Raw genomic sequence first — 16,929 nt, 5'->3', positions numbered from 1 at the left:
TCCGGCACCACCCGCGGTCGCGCCCGGGAGGCGCCGGCGACAGTTGGGCAACCCGGTCGTGCGGTGGGTGCTGCGCATCATCGCCGTCGGCTACGTGCTCGGGCTGGTCGCGCTCCCCGTCGGCACGGTCGTGCAGCACACATTCGAGAACGGCCTGGAGCCGGTGCTGGAGTCGCTGCGCAACCCCGACTTCCAGGCCGCCGCCCGGCTCGGCGTGTTCGTCGCGGTGATCAGCGTGCTGATCAACACGGTGTTCGGCATCGGCATCTCGATCCTCATCGTGCGGTACCGCTTTCCGGGCCGTCGCCTGCTGAACGCGATCATCGACCTGCCGGTCTCGATCTCCCCGATCGTCGTCGGTATCGCGCTGATCTTCGTCTACGGCACGAACGGCTGGTTCGGCCCGGTGCTGAACAGCATGGGCATCCAGATCATCTTCGCCACCCCGGCCCTGGTGCTGGCCACGGTGATCGTGGCCCTGCCGCTGGTGGTGCGTGAGGTGATCCCGGTGCTCGAAGAAGCCGGTACCGAGCAGGACCAGGCCGCCCAATCGCTGGGGGCCAACGGTTTCCAGCGGTTCGTCCGCATCACCCTGCCGACCATCCGCTGGGCGCTGGCCTACGGTGTGGTGCTCAGCCTGGCCCGCTCGCTCGGTGAGTTCGGGGCCGTGCGGGTGGTCAGCGGCAGCGTGGCGGGCGTCTCCCAGACCCCGACCCTCTTCGTCAACGACGCCTACCAGGAGTTCGGGGCGCAGGCCGAACAGGACGCGTTCACGGCGGCCTTCCTGCTGATGTGTGTCGCCGTCCTCTTCATCGTCGTCATCGCCCTGCTGCGGCCGAAGGAGCAGAACCAGTGAGCATCTCGGTTTCCGGCATCAACAAGCGTTTCGGCGATTTCGTCGCCCTCGACAACGTCAGCCTGGAGGTTCCGACCGGCCGGCTGACCGCCCTGCTCGGCCCCTCCGGAGGCGGTAAGTCCACGCTGCTGCGCATCATCGCCGGCCTGGAGTTCCCCGACACCGGCAACGTCGAGATCGAGGGGGTGCAGGCCACCTGGCTGCCCCCGCAGAAACGCAGCGTGGGCTTCGTGTTCCAGCACTACGCCGCGTTCAAGCACATGACCGTGTTCAAGAACGTGGCCTTCGGGCTGGAGATCCGGCGCAAGCCCAAGGCCGAGATCCGCAAGCGGGTCATGGAACTGCTCGAGCTGGTGCACCTGGAGCAGTTCGCCGACCGCCTGCCCTCACAGCTGTCCGGAGGCCAGCGCCAGCGCATGGCCCTGGCCCGCGCCCTGGCCGTGCAGCCGGAGGTGCTGCTGCTCGACGAGCCGTTCGGTGCCCTCGACGCCCAGGTGCGCAAGGAGCTGCGCGACTGGCTGCGCAACCTGCACGACGAGATGAACGTGACCACCATCTTCGTCACGCACGACCAGGAAGAGGCCCTCGAGGTCTCGGACGAGATCGTGGTGATCAACGGCGGGAGGATCGAGCAGGTCGGCGCCCCCGCCGACCTCTACGACCGGCCGGCCAACGACTTCGTGATGAAGTTCCTCGGCCCGGTCACCACCCTCGACGGTCAGCTGGTGCGCCCGCACGACATCGAGGTGCTGGCCGCCCCCGGCCAGGAGGCGATCGAGGCCACGGTGACCCGGCTGACCCGGGTCGGCTTCGAGGTGCGGGCCGAACTGCGCACGAGCAAGGGCGGCAGCGAGCCCTGGGTGCAGCTCACCCGGATCCAGGCGCAGGAACTCGCGCTCGAGCCCGGCCGCTCGGTCTGGCTGCGCACCACGCACGCCCCGAAGACCCTGGCAGTGTCTTAAAAAGGCATAAACCCCGTTTCACCCGGCACTGTGCACGCCCTGCCGGGCGTGTCGGCGCAGGCCGGGCAGCGCGCAGTCCCAGGTATTGGGACAATGGTCGCGTGCAGATCTCCGCCAAGACCGACTACGCCGTGCGAGCCCTGTTGATGCTCGCCTCGAAGTCACCCGATCTCGTCAAGGTGGACGTGCTGATCGCCCAGCAGGATCTGCCCCGGAAGTTCGTCGAGGCCATCCTCTCCGAACTGCGCCGGGCAGGCCTCGTGCGCAGTCAGCGTGGCGCCGACGGCGGCTACGCGCTGGCCCGGCCCGCCGACCAGATCACCATCGGTGCGGTGATCCGGGTGGTGGACGGGCCCCTCGCCGAGGTACGCGGGTTACGTCCACACGAAACCGCCTACACCGGTGTCGCCGAGCACCTGCCCACGGTCTGGGTCGCCATGCGGCACAGCCTGCGCATGGTGCTCGACGAGACCACCCTGCACGACGTGCTCACGGGCGAGCTCCCCGCCACCGTGCGGGAAATGGCCGAGGCCCCCGACGCCTGGCTGGCCCGCTGACCAACGAGCCGGCCGGCTGACCGGCCAGCTAGCCGGTCAGCCGGCCGCCTAGTCGCTAGTCGGCTAGTCGGCTAGCTGCTGGCCGCCCACCCTTTGTTCGTGATCATGCAAAACCTCCCCAGTCTTCTAGAACTCTTGCCCGGACAGTTCTAGAACTCCGGGGAGGTTTTGCATGATCACGACGGGGTTGGAGGGGGCTCGCCGCGGCAGGTGAGGGCTCGCCTCGCCGGGGTCCTGGATGAGTCCTGAGACAATCGCTCCCGTGCCCGAACCGCTCCAGCCTGCCCTCGACCGTCTCCGCCCCCTCCTCCTGGACACCGGCGGGCTGGTGCGTGCCGTCGCCTCGGGCCACCGGCGCAGTGCCCGTCCGGACCCACAGCGGGCGCAGCTGAGGCCGGTCGACCTCCGTGGCGAGCGGCACCTCCAGGTGACCTCGACCGACGGGCGCATCCCCGTCGTCCGTAATCTCACCGGGGCCGACGCCGAGAGCATGGTCGGCGACCTGCTCGCCCAGCCGTTCGGCAACTGGCACGTGGAGACCCGCGACAGCGTGGTGCAGCTGCGGGTGACCAAGCGCGGCGAGGCCCAGGTGCACACCTCCGAGCAGACCGCCGAGCCGGTCGACACCACGCACGACCGCGCCAAGAACCACCTCATCGACCCGGCCGACCCGCTGTTCACGGTGCTCGGGGCCGACGCCGCCAAGCGCCGGCAGGTGGATGCCTTCCTGCGGCAGCTGGCCCCGATCGCCCGCAAGGTGAAGCAGGAGGGCCGCCCGCTGCGCGTGGTCGACCTCGGCTGCGGCAACGCCTACCTGACCATGGCCGCGCACCGGTACCTGGCCTCCGAGATCGATCCGGACGTGCAGACGCTGGGTGTGGACATCCGGCCGGAGATGGCCGAGCGCAATGCCCGGGTGGCGGCGGAGGCCGGACTGGAGGGTCTCGGGTTCAAGGCCGCCTCGATCGAGGAGGCCGCCGTCGACCCCGAGTTCACCGGGGTCGACATCGTGCTCGCCCTGCACGCCTGCGACACCGCGACGGACGACTCGCTGGCCCTGGCCGTGCGCTGGCAGGCCCGGGGCGTGCTGGCTGCCCCCTGCTGCCACCAGGACATCCAGCGGCAGCTCGCCGACGCCCAGGGCGGCATCCCGTTCGCCGGGCTGACCCGGCACGCCATCCTGCGCGAGCGTTTCGCCGACGTGCTCACCGACACCGTGCGGGCCGACCTGCTGCGGCTGCTCGGCTACCGGGTGGAGGTGGTCGAGTTCATCGACTCCCGGCACACCCCGCGCAACGCCCTGATCCGCGCCGTGCGCACCGGCACCGCGCCGACCGCCCGGCGGGTGGCCGAGTACACCGAGCTGGTCTCGGCCTGGCAGGTGCAACCGGCCCTGGCCGAGCGCCTGCGGCCCGAGGTGGACGCGGTGACGCTCGGGTGAGGAAGCCGCTGACCGCCCTGTTCGCGCTGCTGCTGGTGCTGCTGGTTCCCGGCACGGCCCAAGCGAAGACCCGCACCGACCGGGTGATCAGCGATCCGCGCATCCTGGAGAGCTCCGGCCTGGCCCCGAGCCTGCTGCACGACGGTGTGCTCTGGACGCACAACGACTCCGGCAACTCGAACCGGATCTACGCGATCGCGAAGGGCGGTTCCACCGCGGCGGCAGTGACGATCGCCGGTGAGGACGCCCGGGACTGGGAAGCGATCACCAGCTGGCGCGACGCCGACGGCCGGGCGCTGATCGCGATCGGGGACATCGGCGACAACAACGCCAAGCACGACGACGTACGCATCGCGATCATCCGGGAGCCGGAGCAGCTGACGGACATGACGGTGCAGCCGATCCGGGTGCTGCGCCTGACCTACCCCGGGGGCCCGCGCGACGCCGAGGCCCTGCTGGCCGATCCGCGCACGGGCCGGCTCTACGTGGTCTCCAAGACGCTGTTCGGGTCCGAGGTGTTCGCCGTCCCCACCAAGGTCTGGCCCGGCGGCACCGGGGTCTCGCGCATCACCCGGATGACCCGGGTCGCCCGCACCGGGGCCTCGCTCGTCACCGACGGGGCCTTCCTGCCCGACGGGAACATGCTCCTGCGTGGATACGGCAACCAGTCGGTGATCGCCGACCCGGAGACCGCCGAGGACGGCAGCCTCGACACGCTGGCCTCCGAAGCTCTGCCCGACCAGGAACAGGGTGAGTCGATCGCGGTCATCGACGACGGCGCCTACGCCCTGATCGGGTCGGAGGGCGAGGATCAGCCGGTTCTGCGGGTACGGGTGCCCAGCTACGCGGTCGAGACCGCGGCGCCCACCTCGTCCTCTGCTGAAACCACCTCGGGGACAAACGAAACCCTGCGCACTCTGGCCGGTGACGACAACCGCCTTCGCCTGATGATCGGAGCCGGCGGGGCCGTGGTTGTGATGGTTGTCCTGTTCAGCGCGGCGATCATGTTGCGTCCTAGTCGTTCTCGCCGACGCCGTCGTTGAGTATGGTGTCCGGGAACCGACCATCGATCTTGAGGAGCCCGGTGCCCGCAGCGCACGGTGTCGCAGTGTTCAACGAGCTCACTTCCGAGACCGCCCGGCAACGGCTCCTGACCTGCCTGCACGGGCCCGGCTGGGCGACAGCGGTGCTGGCCGGGCGCCCCTACCCGGATGTCGAGAGCCTGCTGGCCACCGCCTACCGGTTCGGGCTGGTGCTCACTGACGACGACCTTCATCTGGCTCTGAGCAGGCATCCCCGCATCGGTGAGAGGCCCGCCGACGCCAGTCGTGAGGCTGCCCACTCCCGGTCGGAGCAGTCCGGCGTGGATGCCGCGGACGCCGATCTGGCCGAGAAGTTACATGCTGGAAACCTGGCTTACGAGAAGAAGTTCGACCGGGTGTTCCTGATCCGGGCGGCCGGGCGCAGCGGACCGGAGATCTTGCTGGCGCTGACCGAGCGGCTGGAGAACGACCCGGAGGCCGAGGCCGACGTGGTGCGTGACCAGCTCGCCCAGATCGCGCAACTACGTCTGGGCGCGCTGATCGACGAGTTGTCGGAAGAGGTCGCCTGATGGCCACGCTGTCCACCCACGTGCTGGACTCGGGTACCGGCCGGCCGGCCGAGGGCGTGTCGGTGGTGCTCGAGAGGTCGTCGTCCGGCTGGACCCCGCTGGCCACCGCCCGCACCGACTCCGACGGTCGCATCCGCGACTGGGGTAGTGACGAGATCCTCACTCCCGGCATCTTCCGCCTGACGTTCGGAACCGGAGAATGGTTCGAGCAGCAGGGCCGGGAATGCTTCTACCCGGAGGTGACCGTCACGTTCCGGATCACGGAAGACGGTCACTTCCACGTGCCGATTCTTCTGTCGGCCTACGCGTACTCGACCTACCGAGGGAGCTGAGGCATGGGCATCGTCCTGGGAGTCAACCAGTACGGCAAGGCCGAGGTGCGACTCGTGCACGTGGACCGCACCGCCCCGCGGCACGTGCTCACCGACCTCAACATCAGCACCCACCTGCGGGGGGCGTTCGACGCCACCTACCTGACCGGGGACAACGCGTCGGTGCTGGCCACGGACACGCAGAAGAACACCGTGTACGCCTTCGCCCGCAAGTTCGGCGTGGGTACACCGGAAGACTTCGCGATTCGCCTGGGCCGGCACTTCGTCGAGTCGCAGGAGCCGGTGAAGGGTGCGCAGATCGAGATCGACCAGCTGCCCTGGGATCACCTCGACGATCACTCCTTCGCCCGGCCGGGCGGCGAACGTCGCACCACCAGCGTGACTTTCGACGGCGATCAGGTCTGGGTGGTGTCCGGGCTGACCGATCTGGTGGTACTGAAGACCACCGGCTCGGAGTTCCACGGCTTCCCGCGCGACGAGTACACGACCCTGCCGGAGACCACCGACCGGATTCTGGCGACCTCGGTGACCGCCCGCTGGCGGTATTCCTCCGCCGATCTGGCCTTCGGCGAGATCTACCCGGCCATCCGTGCGGTACTGCTCGAAACCTTCTCAGCGACACACAGTCTCGCTCTTCAGCAGACCTTGTACGCGATGGGCCGGGCCGTGCTGGAGAAGTTCGGTGAGGTTGCCGAGGTACGGCTGTCGATGCCGAACAAACATCACTACCTGGCCGACCTCTCACCTTTCGGGCTGGACAACCCGAACGAGGTGTTCATCGCCGGGGACCGTCCGTACGGCCTGATCGAGGGTCAGGTGCTGCGCGAGGAGGCGCCGGACGCCGGCCCCGCCTGGCAGTTCGTTCCCGGTTTTGCCTGAGTCCTGTAAGGGGAACGACATGTTCGACGCTGCCTTCATTTCCGAGATCGACACCCTGCTGGCCCCCGCCGACGCCCAGGCCGCCCGCTTCCCGGGCGAGGCCCCCAGCCGGCAGCCGGTGCACACCGCGTACGTACCGGCCGATCAGTTCACCGCGTCGACCTGCACACAGTGGGGTTCACGGGCACTGACCCTGCTGAGCACCCACGTCACCGATTCCGCGTCCCTGGCGTCTTTCTCGGGGCTTCCCGCGGAACTGATGGTAGACGTCCACCCGCGTCTGTTGGCGAAACTCGCCTCCCAGCCGATCGAGGACGTCCGGGTCGACTTCGAGGACGGTTACGGTTTACGTCCTTCCGAGGAGGAGGACGCGGCGGCGACCGCCGCCGGGATCGCGCTGGCCGAGCTGGCCGGGCGGCCCGAGGCTCCGCTGCTCACCGGCACCCGCATCAAAGGGCTCCAGCCCGCCACCCGCTGGAGAGGCCTGAAAACACTGGAACTCCTTGTCTCCGCGGCGGTTTCGCACGATGGACTACCGGAGCGATTCGTCGTGACGCTACCGAAGGTCGCCCACGAGGCCGAGGTCCACGCCGGGGTGCGGGTGCTCGCGTACCTGGAGTCGACCTACGGGCTGGACGAGGGATCGCTGCGCCTGGAGCTGCAGATCGAGGTGCCGCAGGCGGTCTACGGGCCGGACGGCACGGCGGCGGTGGCCCGACTGGTGCACGCCGCACAGGGCCGCTGCGAGGGACTGCACTACGGCACCTACGATTTCAGTGCGGCGGCCGGGGTGGTCGCGGGCTACCAGTCGCTGGAGCACCCGCTGGCCGACCACGCCAAGGCCGTGATGCAGCTGGCCGCCGCGCAGACCGGTGTACGGGTGAGTGACGGGTCGACGAACGTGATCCCGGTCGGCTCCCCGGACGAGATCGCGGCGGCCTGGACCCTGCACGCCCGGCTGGTGAACCGGGCCCTGGAGCGCGCGTTGTACCAGGGCTGGGACCTGCACCCGGGGCACCTGGTCACCCGGTACGCAGCCACTTATGCGTTCTACCGGGCGCAGCTCGCGCCGAGCGCGGCGCGTCTGCGGGCCTACACCCAGAAGGCGGACTCAGGCGTGATGGACGAGCCCGCCACCGCACAGGCCCTGGCCAACGCGGTGTTGCGGGCGGTGGAGTGCGGGGCCTGTGACGACTCCGAGGTGCTTCTCGCCTCCGGACTCGACCGGGCGGCCCTGCTGGTGCTGGCGAAACGCTGACGGGACGAGGTTCTCATGCTTGACACGGTTTTCCGGGCTCGACGCGTCATCACCACGGTGGGCGAGTCGGCCCGTTCCATCGGGATTCGAGACGGGCGGATCGTGGCGATCGAGCCTCTCGACGCGCCGCTGGAGGCCACCCGGGTGATCGAACTGGGCGACGACGTGGTGCTGATGCCCGGCCTGGTCGACACCCATGTGCACATCAACGAGCCGGGCCGCACCGAGTGGGAGGGCTTCGAGACCGCCACCCGGGCCGCGGCGGCCGGCGGCGTCACCACGGTCATCGACATGCCGCTGAACTCGATCCCGGCCACCACCACGGTCGAGGCGCTCGAGATCAAGCGGAAATCGGCCTCCGGTGCGGTTTTCGTGGACACCGGGTTCTGGGGCGGGGCCGTGCCCGGCAACCTCGACGACCTGCGGCCGCTGCACGACGCCGGGGTGTTCGGGTTCAAGTGCTTCCTGCTGCACTCCGGGGTGGACGAGTTCCTGCCCCTGTCGTCGGACGAGCTGGAGCAGTACCTCGGCAAGCTGCAGGACTTCGGCGCCCTGATGATCGTGCACGCGGAGAACTCAGACGCGATCGACCGGGCTCCGGCCGCCGACGGCGAGCGCTACCGGAAGTTCCTGGCCTCGCGCCCGCGCGGCGCCGAGAACATGGCCATCGCCGAGGTGATCGAGGCCGCGCGGTACACCCGGGCGCGGGTGCACATCCTGCACCTGTCCAGCTCCGACGCCCTGCCGATGCTGGCCTCGGCCAAGCGCGACGGTGTGCTCATCACGGTCGAGACCTGCCCGCACTACCTGAGTTTCACGTCGGAGTCGATTCCCGACGGGGCCACGCAGTTCAAGTGCTGCCCACCGATCCGCGAGTCCTCGAACCGTGAGCTGCTCTGGGAAGGGCTGCGCGACGGCGTGATCGACGTGATCGTCAGTGACCACTCCCCCTCCACGCCGGAGCTGAAGCGTTTCGACATCGGTGATTTCGGTGTGGCCTGGGGTGGCATCTCGTCACTGCAGCTGGGCCTGCGGGCGGTCTGGAGCCAGGCCCGCACCCACGGCCTCACGCTGGTCGACGTGGCCGAGTACATGGCGGCCCGCACCGCGAACCTGGCCGGCCTGACCCGCAAGGGCCGGATCGCGCTGGGCTACGACGCCGACCTGTGCCTGTTCGCCCCCGACGAGGCGTCGGTGGTGGCGGCCTCCGCGCTGGAGCACAAGCACGCGATCACGCCCTACGACGGTATGGCCCTGGCCGGGGTGGTGCGCGAGACCTGGCTGGCCGGTGAGCCCATCGACCTGACCGCTCCCCCGCGGGGCCGGCTGCTGCGGCGGGGCGACGTGTAGCCCTCAAACCCTTCGTGATCATGCAATCTTTCCGGGGAAACTTTGCCTGATCACGGTAGACCCCCACCTATTGGTCGTGATCATGCAGACTTTCCCCGGGGAAGTGGCACAGGAAGGTGGCCGACATGGCTGAACAACTTGGCGGACTGACAGATCTCGCGTGCTCGAACGTCGGCGGGCGGGTGGTGTACGCGAACGACCAGTTGTTCGCCGACCGGCGCAACCTGATCCGGCCGGAGCCCTCGGCGCACCAGGTGCACGAATTCGGGCCGGACGGCAAGATCTACGACGGCTGGGAGACCCGCCGGCGCCGCGACCCGGTGGACCGGCCGGGGAACGACTTCGCGATCGTGCGGCTGGGCATTCCCGGTGTCGTGCGCTCGGTGGTCATCGACACAGCGCACTTCAAGGGCAATTACCCGCCCTACGCCACGATCGAGGCGACGGCGAGCGAGGGCCACCCGGTGGCTCAGGACCTGCCCGAGAGCGCCTGGACCACGATCCTGCCGAAGGTCGCGCTCAAGGGTGACACCGAGAATGCGTTCGAGGTGGCCAGTGACCGCCGCTGGACGCACGTGCGGCTGTCGATCTACCCGGACGGCGGCGTGGCCCGACTGCGGGTGCTCGGTGAGCCGGTGGCCGACCCGCGTCATCTGACCGGCACCATCGATCTTGCCGCGCTCACGAACGGCGGTGCGGTGGTGGGCTGTTCGGACATGTTCTACTCGTCGGCGGGCAAGCTGATCCGGCCCGGCGACCCGCTGACCACCGAGGGCGGCTGGGAGAACGCCCGGCGGCGCGACGGCGGCAACGACTGGGTGGTCTTCGCGCTGGCCGGGGCCGGGCGGGTGCGCCGGGCGGTGATCGACACCAGCCACTTCCTCGGCAACGCTCCCGGAGAGGTGAGACTGACCGGTGCGGTGCCGGCGTCGTCCTCTGTTGATGACAGTTCGACCTGGCTGGAACTGCTGCCCCGCGGGCCGTTGCGGCCCGACTCGGTGCACCGGTTGAGGGTGGCCCGCGACGTGGTGACGCAGATCCGGATGGACGTGTATCCGGACGGTGGGATGTCCCGGGTGCGGTTCCTGGGTGAACTCACCGAAGAGGCCCTGGACGAGGCGGCGCGGCGCTGGCTGCAGGCGCTGCCGGACGGGCACCTGGAAGAGCTGCTGCTCGCGGTGCCGGACCTGTCGTCGCAGGACGCGGACCAGCTGCGCTCGTCGAGGGACGTGATCCCGGCGGTTCTGCGGAGTTATCTGCTCGACTGAGCGGTGCCCGCCGGGAGAGTCATGCAGATCAGGTGTGGACGTTCGTCCCACGACTGCGTGTCGGTGAACCCGAGTGAGCGGTAGAGGCCGATCGGGGCGGCCCGCCAGTCCCAGACGGTGAGGGTGACCGGCCGGGCGCCGGCCCGGTCGACGGCCGCGCGCACCAGGGCGCGGCCGGCACCGGTGCCGCGGGCGGCCGGGTCGACCCAGAGCCGCTTGATCTCGACCTGGTCGCCCTGTTCCTTCAGCACCACCAGGCCGAGCACCCGGTCGCCGGTGCACGCGAGCAGGCAGTCGGGGAGAAGGCTTTCCGGGTGGTCGACCTCGTCCTGGTAACGCTGCGGCAGCGGGCCGCCGACGGCCAGGCCACGGGCGGTCTTCTCCTGCTCGGTGAGGGTGAGGTAATCACGCAGCAGGCGGGACACGTCGGTGGCGTGCTCGGGGCGGGCGGCTTCGACGGTCAGGTGCATCCGGTCATGCTAAGTGCGCAGGTGGCCGGTAAATATCTGTGACAGGAGTGCGCATAGAAGAGGATTCACCCGGAAGGTCCGCACTAATCTTTGTGCATGGCGATCGCGAAGGACACCAAGGACTGGACGTGGGTACTCGATCGCACCTGCCCGGAGTGCGGTTACGAGGCCGGATCCATTGCGATGTGGCGCCTGCCGTCGCTGATCCGGGCCAACGCCGCCGCCTGGCTGGAGGTGCTGGTGACGCCCGACGTGCGCAAACGTCCCTCCGAAGAGGTCTGGTCGCCGCTGGAGTACGCCTGTCACGTGCGTGACACCTTCCGGGTCTTCGACGGGCGTCTGCAGACGATGCTCACCGAGAACGACCCGATCTTCCCCAACTGGGACCAGGACGACACCGCGCTGGCCGACCGGTACTGGGAGCAGGATCCGGTGCTGGTCTCGCGTGAGCTCCTGGAGGCCGGTGACGCGATCGCCCACCGGTTCGCCGCCGTCACCGACGAGCAGTGGAGCCGGCCCGGGCGGCGCAGCGACGGGGCGCGGTTCACCGTCGACAGCTTCGCGCGCTATCTCCTGCACGACCCGGTGCATCATCTGCACGATGTCACACCGTAATCCCCAGCCTGTGGAAAACCATGCCTGTGGATAACTTTCCAAGACTGTCGGTGGTCTGCCCTACGGTCTGAAGACATGAGCCCACGGCTTCACGTCGACACCGCAGAGCTCCACGATCTGGCCGGACGCGTCCGGTCGGCCGCGTCCGAGGCGTCCACCCTCCACGCCCACCCCGGCCCCGTGCGGGCCACCATGTCCGCCCTCGGCGACCCGGCACTGGTCGGGGCGTCGCACGAGTTCCTCGACCGCTGGTCGCACGCCCTCGGCGACGTGGTGGGCGACGCCGAGCGCCTGGCCGACCTGCTCTCTCTGCTGGCCAAGACCTGTGAAGACACCGAAACCGTGGTGACCCGGGGCTTTCAGCCGTGACCGGGGTGGCTCGCACCAGGCACCAGTCCTCCACCGGCGGGGTCTCCCCCAGCGAGCTGACCCGGCTCGCGGCGCAGTCGGCCGCCGCGCAGTCGCTGAGCCGGCACCTCCAGGTGATCGCCGACGGGCTGGAGGCGGCGGCTGTCGGTCTGCCCACGCCCCTGGCTCAGGCGGTGCCCGGCCCGGCCGCCGGGGCGATCAGCGAGATGCTCTCCACCCAGCCCGACGAGTTCCGCCGGGTGGCCTCGGCGTGCCGCCGGGCCGCGACCGCCTACTCTCGGTTCGCCGAGCTGCTGGAACCCGCGATTCACGAACTCCGAAGGGCTCTTTCGTCTCCCTCCGACCTGGCCGAGGTGCTCAGCCGAGACGCCGCTCAACGTGCGCACGAGGCGGCGCGGCTCACCGCGACCACGCTGTCCGGGCTGGCGGCGGTGGCCCCGCAGCGTCCGCCGCGCTGGCGTCGCTGGCTGGCCGCCGCCGAAGATGCGCGGGCCGAGGTGCTGCTCGGGGCGCAGGAGGCCACCGAGGAGAGCCTGGTCGCGGCCATCGGGTTCACCCGGTGGGTGGCCCGGCACGATCCCTCGACCACGGTGCGCCTGCTCGGAACGGTGAAGGAAGCGGCCTCGCACCCGGCCGACACCGGCCGGGCGGTGGTCGACTGGCACACCTGGCGGTCCAACCCGGCCCGCGCGACGGGGCACCTGCTGCCCAGCGTGGCCGGGGGTTTCGGGGCCGGCACGAGCACGGCGACCGGGCGGGCCGGGCAACTCTCCCGGGCGGCCCGGATGTCCCAGCTGGCCCGCGCGGAAGAAGCCGGTCGCCGGGGTGCCACCGAGGCCGCGGCCCGGTCGGCGCGGTCCCGGCTGATCGATCGCAGTACGCAGCCGCTGGGCCCGATGTCCTGGGAGCACACCCTGGGGCGCGAACTCACGCCCCAGGCGGTCGAGGCGGTGGAAAGGTTCTCGGCGCTGATCGCCGCCGGTGAACCCAGCCTGACCAAGACCATGCGAGAGGTGTCGCGAGCTGCCCGGGCCGATCTGGCCGGGTTGTCCAACCGCCTGAAGACCGGGGAGTCGATGAGGCGAAAGGTGGCCACGCAGCAGGCCAACACGGGCCGTCCGCTGCCGGTGCTGCTCGACCGGGCCGAAGACGCGGTGCGCTACACGGTGGTGCTGGAGAATCGTTCGTACGTGTCCGGGGTCGAGCAGGTCACCCGTCTGCTGGCGCATCGCGGCTATCACAACCTCAGCCTGAACAACGCCTGGAGCTCGCAGCGGTACCGCGGTCTCAACACCACCTGGGCCGACCCGTCCACGGGGATCGCCTTCGAAGTTCAGTTCCACACCCCGGCCAGCTGGCGCGTCACCCGCGACACACACCGGCTGTACGAGGAGTTCCGCGACGTCGCCACCACTCCCGAGCGCCGGGCGGAGCTGTCGGAACGGATCGGCGCCGCCTACCGCACCGCTCCGGTGCCGGAAGGAGTGGAGTACCTCAGCCGCCCGGCCCTGCCGCCGTCGGCCGTGGTGGAACGGGCGCCGGTGGACTACACGGTGCACGCGGGCGCCGGCGGGGCGCTGGGGCCGGCGCTGCCGCGGGCCGGAGAATCCGGGGAGGGGCGATGAGCGGGTGGCGGGGCTCACCACAGCGAGGTTGTCTATCGTGGCGGCGTGTCTCAGACCGATGCCGACGTGGCTGGTTCCCCCTGGTGGATGCGGGGTCCGGCCCTGCGCCGCGACGTCAGCGAGGAGCCACCGCACGATGAGCCCGCGGCCCAACGCCGGCTGACCTGGGAGATCTGGATCGTCCTCGGGCTCTCGCTCGGGATGTCGGGGGTCTATTCGCTGGTCAGCATCATCGCCAAGCTGACGGCCGAGGGCAGTCTGCGGTCGCAGACCTCCACGCTGAACACGTCCCAGAGCGTGCGCGAGTACCTGGACCTGACCTACCAGCTCCTGGGCATCGTCAACACGCTCGTGCCGGTGGCCCTGGTGCTGTGGCTGCTGGCCGGTGACACACCCCGCTGGGCCGAGCGACTCGGGTTGAGCCGGGGTGGGGTGTGGTTCCGGGCCAGCGCTGACGGCCCGGAGCGTACAGTCGCCGAGGCTGGGACGAGCGACTCGAGCACGACTGCGAGAGGCCGTACCTACTGGCGCGATCTGGCCCATGGAGCCGGGCTGGCGGCGTTGATCGGGGTGCCCGGTCTGGCGCTGTACATCATCGGGAACCGGCTGAACCTGACCACGACGGTCGTGGCGTCCGGCCTGGGCGAGTACTGGTGGACCGTTCCGGTCCTGATGCTGCAGGCGGTCAAGAACGCGGTGCTCGAAGAGGTCATCGTGGTCGGGTACCTGATGAACCGGCTGCGCCGTCAGAGCTGGAGCTGGCGGGGAGTCATCGTGGCGAGTGCGTTGCTGCGCGGCTCGTACCACCTGTACCAGGGCTTCGGGGCATTCGTGGGGAACGCGATCATGGGCCTGGTGTTCGCCGAGTGGTACCGGCGCGGCGGCCGGGTGTGGGCCCTGATCGTGGCCCACACGATCCTCGACATCGTCAGTTTCGTGGGGTATCAGCTGTTCCAGGGTGTCCTGGACAAGCTGCTGGGCGCCTGACCCTTCTTGTTGGAAGGCGGGTCAGGCGGTCGAGTTCTCCGTCACCTCGGCCGTTGCCGTCGTCCGGGTTGCCGTGGTCCGGGCGACCGTCTCGGCCTCGGGGGTGTGCCTGGACCGGGCCCGCACGGTGGTGGCCGTGACCGTGACGGCCGGGCCCTTCTCGGCCTGGGCCACGGCTGCGCGCAGACCCGGCGAGCGGCTCAGCACGGCTGCGGCCACGACGGCGACGAGGAGGGTTCCGATACCGCCGATGAGCACGGTCCAGCGGGGGCCGAACGTCTCGCCGACCCAGCCGATGATGGGCGACCCGATCGGTGTGCCACCCATGATCACCGCCATGTAGAGGGCCATCACGCGTCCTCGCATGGCCGGCTCGGTGGAGAGCTGGATGGTGGCGTTGGCGGCGGTGAGCATGGTCAGCGCCGACAGGCCCACGGGGATCAGCATCAGGCCGAACGACCAGTACGTGGGCATCACCGCGGACAGGATCGACGTGACGCCGAAGGCCGCGGCGGCCGTGATGACCAGCTTCACCGTGGGGTGTTCCCGCCGGGCCGCGAGCAGGGCGCCACCGAGCGATCCGATGGCCATGACCGAGCCGAGGATGCCGTACTCCCCGGCGCCCTTGTCGAAGACCAGCCGGGCCATCAGGGCGATGGTGATCTGAGAGTTCAGGCCCAGCATCGCCACCGTGCCGACAATGGCCATGATCAGGCCGATCTCGGGATGACTGCGCACGTAGACCAGGCCGGCGCGGGCCGAGCGGTTGCCGCGGGGCGGACGCTGCTGGGCGCTCAGCTCCGCACGGTTCATCCGGGTCAGGGAGAACACCACGGCGACGAAGCTGACGCCGTTGACGAGGAACACCAGACCGGTGCCGAACGAGGCGATCAGCAGACCGGCGAGGCCGGGGCCGATCAGACGGCCGGCGTTGAACGAGGCGGAGTTCAGGCCGACGGCGTTGGGCAGGTAGTCGACCGGCACCAGCTCGGAGACGAAGGCCTGGCGGGCCGGACCGTCCACGGCGGCGACGACACCGAGACCGAAGGCGAGGGTGTAGACCATCCAGAGCTGCACGAGGCCGGTGACGACGAGCAGGCCGAGGGTCAGGCCGAGAACGGCGAAGGCCACCTGCGTGGAGATGAGCACCCGGCGGCGGTCGAACCGGTCGGTGACGGCGCCGGCCCAGGGGGCCAGCAGGAGCACCGGCAGGAACTGGAGCGCGGTCGTGATGCCGACCGCGACGCCGGAGTTGTCGGTGAGCTGGGTGAGGACCAGCCAGTCCTGGGCCACGCGCTGCATCCAGGTGCCGGTGTTCGACACGATGGCTCCGGTTGCCCAGAGTCGGTAATTACGGATGCCCAGGGCCCTGAACATGGGACTCACGAGTCGGCGATCCTCCTCAATATCTGTGACGCACGGGCGAGAACGGCTCGCTCTTCCGGGTCGAGGTCGGCCAGCCGCCGGGCCAGCCAGGCGTCGCGCTGACGACGGGTCGCGGTGACGGCGGCCTCGCCGGACGGGGTGATCCGGACGATGATCTGCCGGCCGTCGGCCGGGTCGGGCTCGCGGTCGACCAGACCGCGGGCGTCCAGGGCGGCGAGCGTGCGGGTCATGGAGGGCGGCTGCACCCGCTCGAAATCAGCCAGCGCCCGGGGTGTCGCAGGACCGGTCCGATCCAGCACAGCCAGCACCGACATCTGACTGTCGGTGAGTTCGGTGTCAGACTTCTCCGCGCGCAACCGGCGTGTCACCTTCATCAGGGACACGCGCAGTTCTGTCTCCTCGAGCACGCTCACAGTCTACCGAACTGCTTAGCCGTGCTAACTATTCCCTCGCCTCTCGGGGTGGTTTCCGGTCGCCTGTTCGGGCTGTCCGACGCAAGATCATCACGCAGTGGGGCACATAACCCCTGGTCCGCCCGTTCGGACAGGTAACCTCGAAAGAGTGGGAGAACAGGAAGTGCCCTACCAGGTCACCCAGGGTGGTCCGGGCGAACGGCTGCCGGTGGCGGTCGGCACCGGCATCTGGGCGCTGCTGTTTGTACTGGGACTGGTCCTGCGCCCCGAGCTGGAGTCCACCGGACGCGGCTGGTGGGTGTGGACCGCCCTGGCCGGAGTGGCGCTCGGGTTCGTGGGTTACACGTATCTACTCGTCCGCCGCCCCAAGCCGAAGCCGGGTGAGGTCATCCCCTCCAGCGGCTACACGGGAGACGTCGACGACGTGCCACGCAACAACGGGGAGCCCACCGGGCTGCCCAAGCTGCGGCGCAAGCCCGTGCCCCGGCCCGGCGGCGTGCCGGGCACCCTGCCCTGATCTGACCTGATCTGACCTAGCCCGACCAGCCC

19 protein-coding genes and 1 pseudogene are annotated in these 16,929 nt (G+C 69.7%); 17 read left to right on the top strand and 3 right to left on the bottom strand.

From position 1 onward, the window contains the following. The first annotated feature begins 43 nt into the window (after positions 1–43). From QSK05_RS22470 to alc, 12 genes and pseudogenes are all read left to right on the top strand, one after another. Positions 44–856 (top strand): sulfate ABC transporter permease, encoded by an 813-nt coding sequence (locus tag QSK05_RS22470; RefSeq protein ID WP_285599261.1) that lies wholly within the window; start codon positions 44–46, stop codon positions 854–856. Continuing rightward, positions 793–1,509 (top strand): annotated as a pseudogene (locus tag QSK05_RS22465) (sulfate/molybdate ABC transporter ATP-binding protein); the annotation flags it as partial. The gene QSK05_RS22470 and the pseudogene QSK05_RS22465, both read left to right, overlap by 64 nt. Before the next feature lie 30 nt (positions 1,510–1,539). Next, positions 1,540–1,818 carry a TOBE-like domain-containing protein gene (locus QSK05_RS36670; protein WP_502879814.1) on the top strand — a complete coding sequence of 93 codons (279 nt, stop codon included), beginning with the start codon at positions 1,540–1,542 and terminating at the stop codon, positions 1,816–1,818. 101 nt (positions 1,819–1,919) lie between these two features. Beyond that, the gene (locus QSK05_RS22460) at positions 1,920–2,375 is read left to right on the top strand and encodes an RrF2 family transcriptional regulator (RefSeq protein ID WP_231484052.1); all 456 of its coding nucleotides are present in this window, start codon (positions 1,920–1,922) and stop codon (positions 2,373–2,375) included. A gap of 262 nt (positions 2,376–2,637) precedes the next feature. After that, the gene (locus QSK05_RS22455; protein WP_285599259.1) at positions 2,638–3,816 is read left to right on the top strand and encodes a class I SAM-dependent methyltransferase; all 1,179 of its coding nucleotides are present in this window, start codon (positions 2,638–2,640) and stop codon (positions 3,814–3,816) included. Next, positions 3,813–4,859 carry a hypothetical protein gene (locus tag QSK05_RS22450; protein WP_285599258.1) on the top strand — a complete coding sequence of 349 codons (1,047 nt, stop codon included), beginning with the start codon at positions 3,813–3,815 and terminating at the stop codon, positions 4,857–4,859. The genes QSK05_RS22455 and QSK05_RS22450 overlap by 4 nt, the downstream gene beginning before the upstream one ends. A gap of 41 nt (positions 4,860–4,900) precedes the next feature. Continuing rightward, the gene (uraD, locus tag QSK05_RS22445; protein ID WP_285599257.1) at positions 4,901–5,428 is read left to right on the top strand and encodes a 2-oxo-4-hydroxy-4-carboxy-5-ureidoimidazoline decarboxylase; all 528 of its coding nucleotides are present in this window, start codon (positions 4,901–4,903) and stop codon (positions 5,426–5,428) included. Next, positions 5,428–5,760 (top strand): hydroxyisourate hydrolase, encoded by a 333-nt coding sequence (gene uraH, locus QSK05_RS22440; RefSeq protein WP_285599256.1) that lies wholly within the window; start codon positions 5,428–5,430, stop codon positions 5,758–5,760. Before uraD ends, uraH begins: the two co-directional genes overlap by 1 nt. A 3-nt stretch (positions 5,761–5,763) precedes the next feature. Further along, on the top strand, positions 5,764–6,639 hold the full coding sequence (pucL, locus tag QSK05_RS22435; RefSeq protein ID WP_285599255.1) for a factor-independent urate hydroxylase: 876 nt from the start codon (positions 5,764–5,766) through the stop codon (positions 6,637–6,639). A gap of 19 nt (positions 6,640–6,658) precedes the next feature. Further along, complete coding sequence (locus tag QSK05_RS22430; RefSeq protein WP_285599254.1) at positions 6,659–7,897, top strand: DUF6986 family protein; 1,239 nt, start codon at positions 6,659–6,661, stop codon at positions 7,895–7,897. 15 nt (positions 7,898–7,912) lie between these two features. Continuing rightward, positions 7,913–9,247, top strand: a complete 1,335-nt coding sequence (gene allB, locus QSK05_RS22425) for an allantoinase AllB (protein WP_285599253.1) — start codon at positions 7,913–7,915, stop codon at positions 9,245–9,247. A 125-nt stretch (positions 9,248–9,372) separates the two neighbouring features. Then, complete coding sequence (gene alc / locus QSK05_RS22420) at positions 9,373–10,515, top strand: allantoicase (RefSeq protein ID WP_285599252.1); 1,143 nt, start codon at positions 9,373–9,375, stop codon at positions 10,513–10,515. Here the strand turns inward: alc and QSK05_RS22415 are convergent. Next, the gene (locus QSK05_RS22415) at positions 10,500–10,985 is read right to left on the bottom strand and encodes a GNAT family N-acetyltransferase (RefSeq protein ID WP_285599251.1); all 486 of its coding nucleotides are present in this window, start codon (positions 10,983–10,985) and stop codon (positions 10,500–10,502) included. The two genes, alc and QSK05_RS22415, sit on opposite strands and share 16 nt — an antisense overlap. Positions 10,986–11,081: 96 nt before the next feature. Here QSK05_RS22415 and QSK05_RS22410 point away from each other — a divergent pair, with 96 nt between their 5' ends. From QSK05_RS22410 to QSK05_RS22395, 4 genes are all read left to right on the top strand, one after another. Next, positions 11,082–11,600, top strand: coding sequence for a DinB family protein (locus QSK05_RS22410; RefSeq protein WP_285599250.1), 519 nt, complete (start codon positions 11,082–11,084; stop codon positions 11,598–11,600). Positions 11,601–11,675: 75 nt separating this feature from the next. Continuing rightward, entirely contained in the window at positions 11,676–11,969 is a 294-nt protein-coding gene (locus QSK05_RS22405) for a WXG100 family type VII secretion target (RefSeq protein ID WP_285599249.1), read from the top strand. 5 nt (positions 11,970–11,974) lie between these two features. Beyond that, positions 11,975–13,594 carry a serine/threonine-protein kinase gene (locus QSK05_RS22400; RefSeq protein ID WP_285599248.1) on the top strand — a complete coding sequence of 540 codons (1,620 nt, stop codon included), beginning with the start codon at positions 11,975–11,977 and terminating at the stop codon, positions 13,592–13,594. Positions 13,595–13,681: 87 nt separating this feature from the next. Continuing rightward, the gene (locus QSK05_RS22395; RefSeq protein WP_352302295.1) at positions 13,682–14,581 is read left to right on the top strand and encodes a CPBP family intramembrane glutamic endopeptidase; all 900 of its coding nucleotides are present in this window, start codon (positions 13,682–13,684) and stop codon (positions 14,579–14,581) included. A 21-nt stretch (positions 14,582–14,602) separates the two neighbouring features. Here QSK05_RS22395 and QSK05_RS22390 read toward each other — a convergent pair whose 3' ends face one another. Together QSK05_RS22390 and QSK05_RS22385 are read right to left on the bottom strand one after the other, a co-directional pair. After that, positions 14,603–15,967 carry an MFS transporter gene (locus QSK05_RS22390; RefSeq protein WP_502879803.1) on the bottom strand — a complete coding sequence of 455 codons (1,365 nt, stop codon included), beginning with the start codon at positions 15,965–15,967 and terminating at the stop codon, positions 14,603–14,605. Beyond that, positions 15,964–16,374 (bottom strand): MarR family winged helix-turn-helix transcriptional regulator, encoded by a 411-nt coding sequence (locus QSK05_RS22385; protein ID WP_285599246.1) that lies wholly within the window; start codon positions 16,372–16,374, stop codon positions 15,964–15,966. The genes QSK05_RS22390 and QSK05_RS22385 overlap by 4 nt, the downstream gene beginning before the upstream one ends. Positions 16,375–16,528: 154 nt before the next feature. Between QSK05_RS22385 and QSK05_RS22380 the strand changes: the two genes are divergently transcribed. After that, on the top strand, positions 16,529–16,897 hold the full coding sequence (locus QSK05_RS22380; RefSeq protein WP_285599245.1) for a DUF2530 domain-containing protein: 369 nt from the start codon (positions 16,529–16,531) through the stop codon (positions 16,895–16,897). The last annotated feature ends 32 nt before the right edge of the window (positions 16,898–16,929 follow it).

Source organism: Kineosporia sp. NBRC 101731 (assembly GCF_030269305.1).
Classification (GTDB): domain Bacteria; phylum Actinomycetota; class Actinomycetes; order Actinomycetales; family Kineosporiaceae; genus Kineosporia.
Note: the sequence above shows the minus strand (reverse complement) of the source record. Positions and strands in the feature narration are given on the sequence as shown.

What these genes read in the sequence shown, in the direction of transcription:
- QSK05_RS36670 (WP_502879814.1), top strand. Translation starts at nt 1,540, where the DNA reads ATGAAGTTCCTCGGCCCGGTCACCACCCTCGACGGTCAGCTGGTGCGC.
- uraH (WP_285599256.1), top strand. Translation starts at nt 5,428, where the DNA reads ATGGCCACGCTGTCCACCCACGTGCTGGACTCGGGTACCGGCCGGCCG.
- pucL (WP_285599255.1), top strand. Translation starts at nt 5,764, where the DNA reads ATGGGCATCGTCCTGGGAGTCAACCAGTACGGCAAGGCCGAGGTGCGA.
- QSK05_RS22430 (WP_285599254.1), top strand. Translation starts at nt 6,659, where the DNA reads ATGTTCGACGCTGCCTTCATTTCCGAGATCGACACCCTGCTGGCCCCC.
- allB (WP_285599253.1), top strand. Translation starts at nt 7,913, where the DNA reads ATGCTTGACACGGTTTTCCGGGCTCGACGCGTCATCACCACGGTGGGC.
- alc (WP_285599252.1), top strand. Translation starts at nt 9,373, where the DNA reads ATGGCTGAACAACTTGGCGGACTGACAGATCTCGCGTGCTCGAACGTC.
- QSK05_RS22415 (WP_285599251.1), bottom strand. Translation starts at nt 10,985, where the DNA reads ATGCACCTGACCGTCGAAGCCGCCCGCCCCGAGCACGCCACCGACGTG.
- QSK05_RS22410 (WP_285599250.1), top strand. Translation starts at nt 11,082, where the DNA reads ATGGCGATCGCGAAGGACACCAAGGACTGGACGTGGGTACTCGATCGC.
- QSK05_RS22405 (WP_285599249.1), top strand. Translation starts at nt 11,676, where the DNA reads ATGAGCCCACGGCTTCACGTCGACACCGCAGAGCTCCACGATCTGGCC.
- QSK05_RS22395 (WP_352302295.1), top strand. Translation starts at nt 13,682, where the DNA reads ATGCGGGGTCCGGCCCTGCGCCGCGACGTCAGCGAGGAGCCACCGCAC.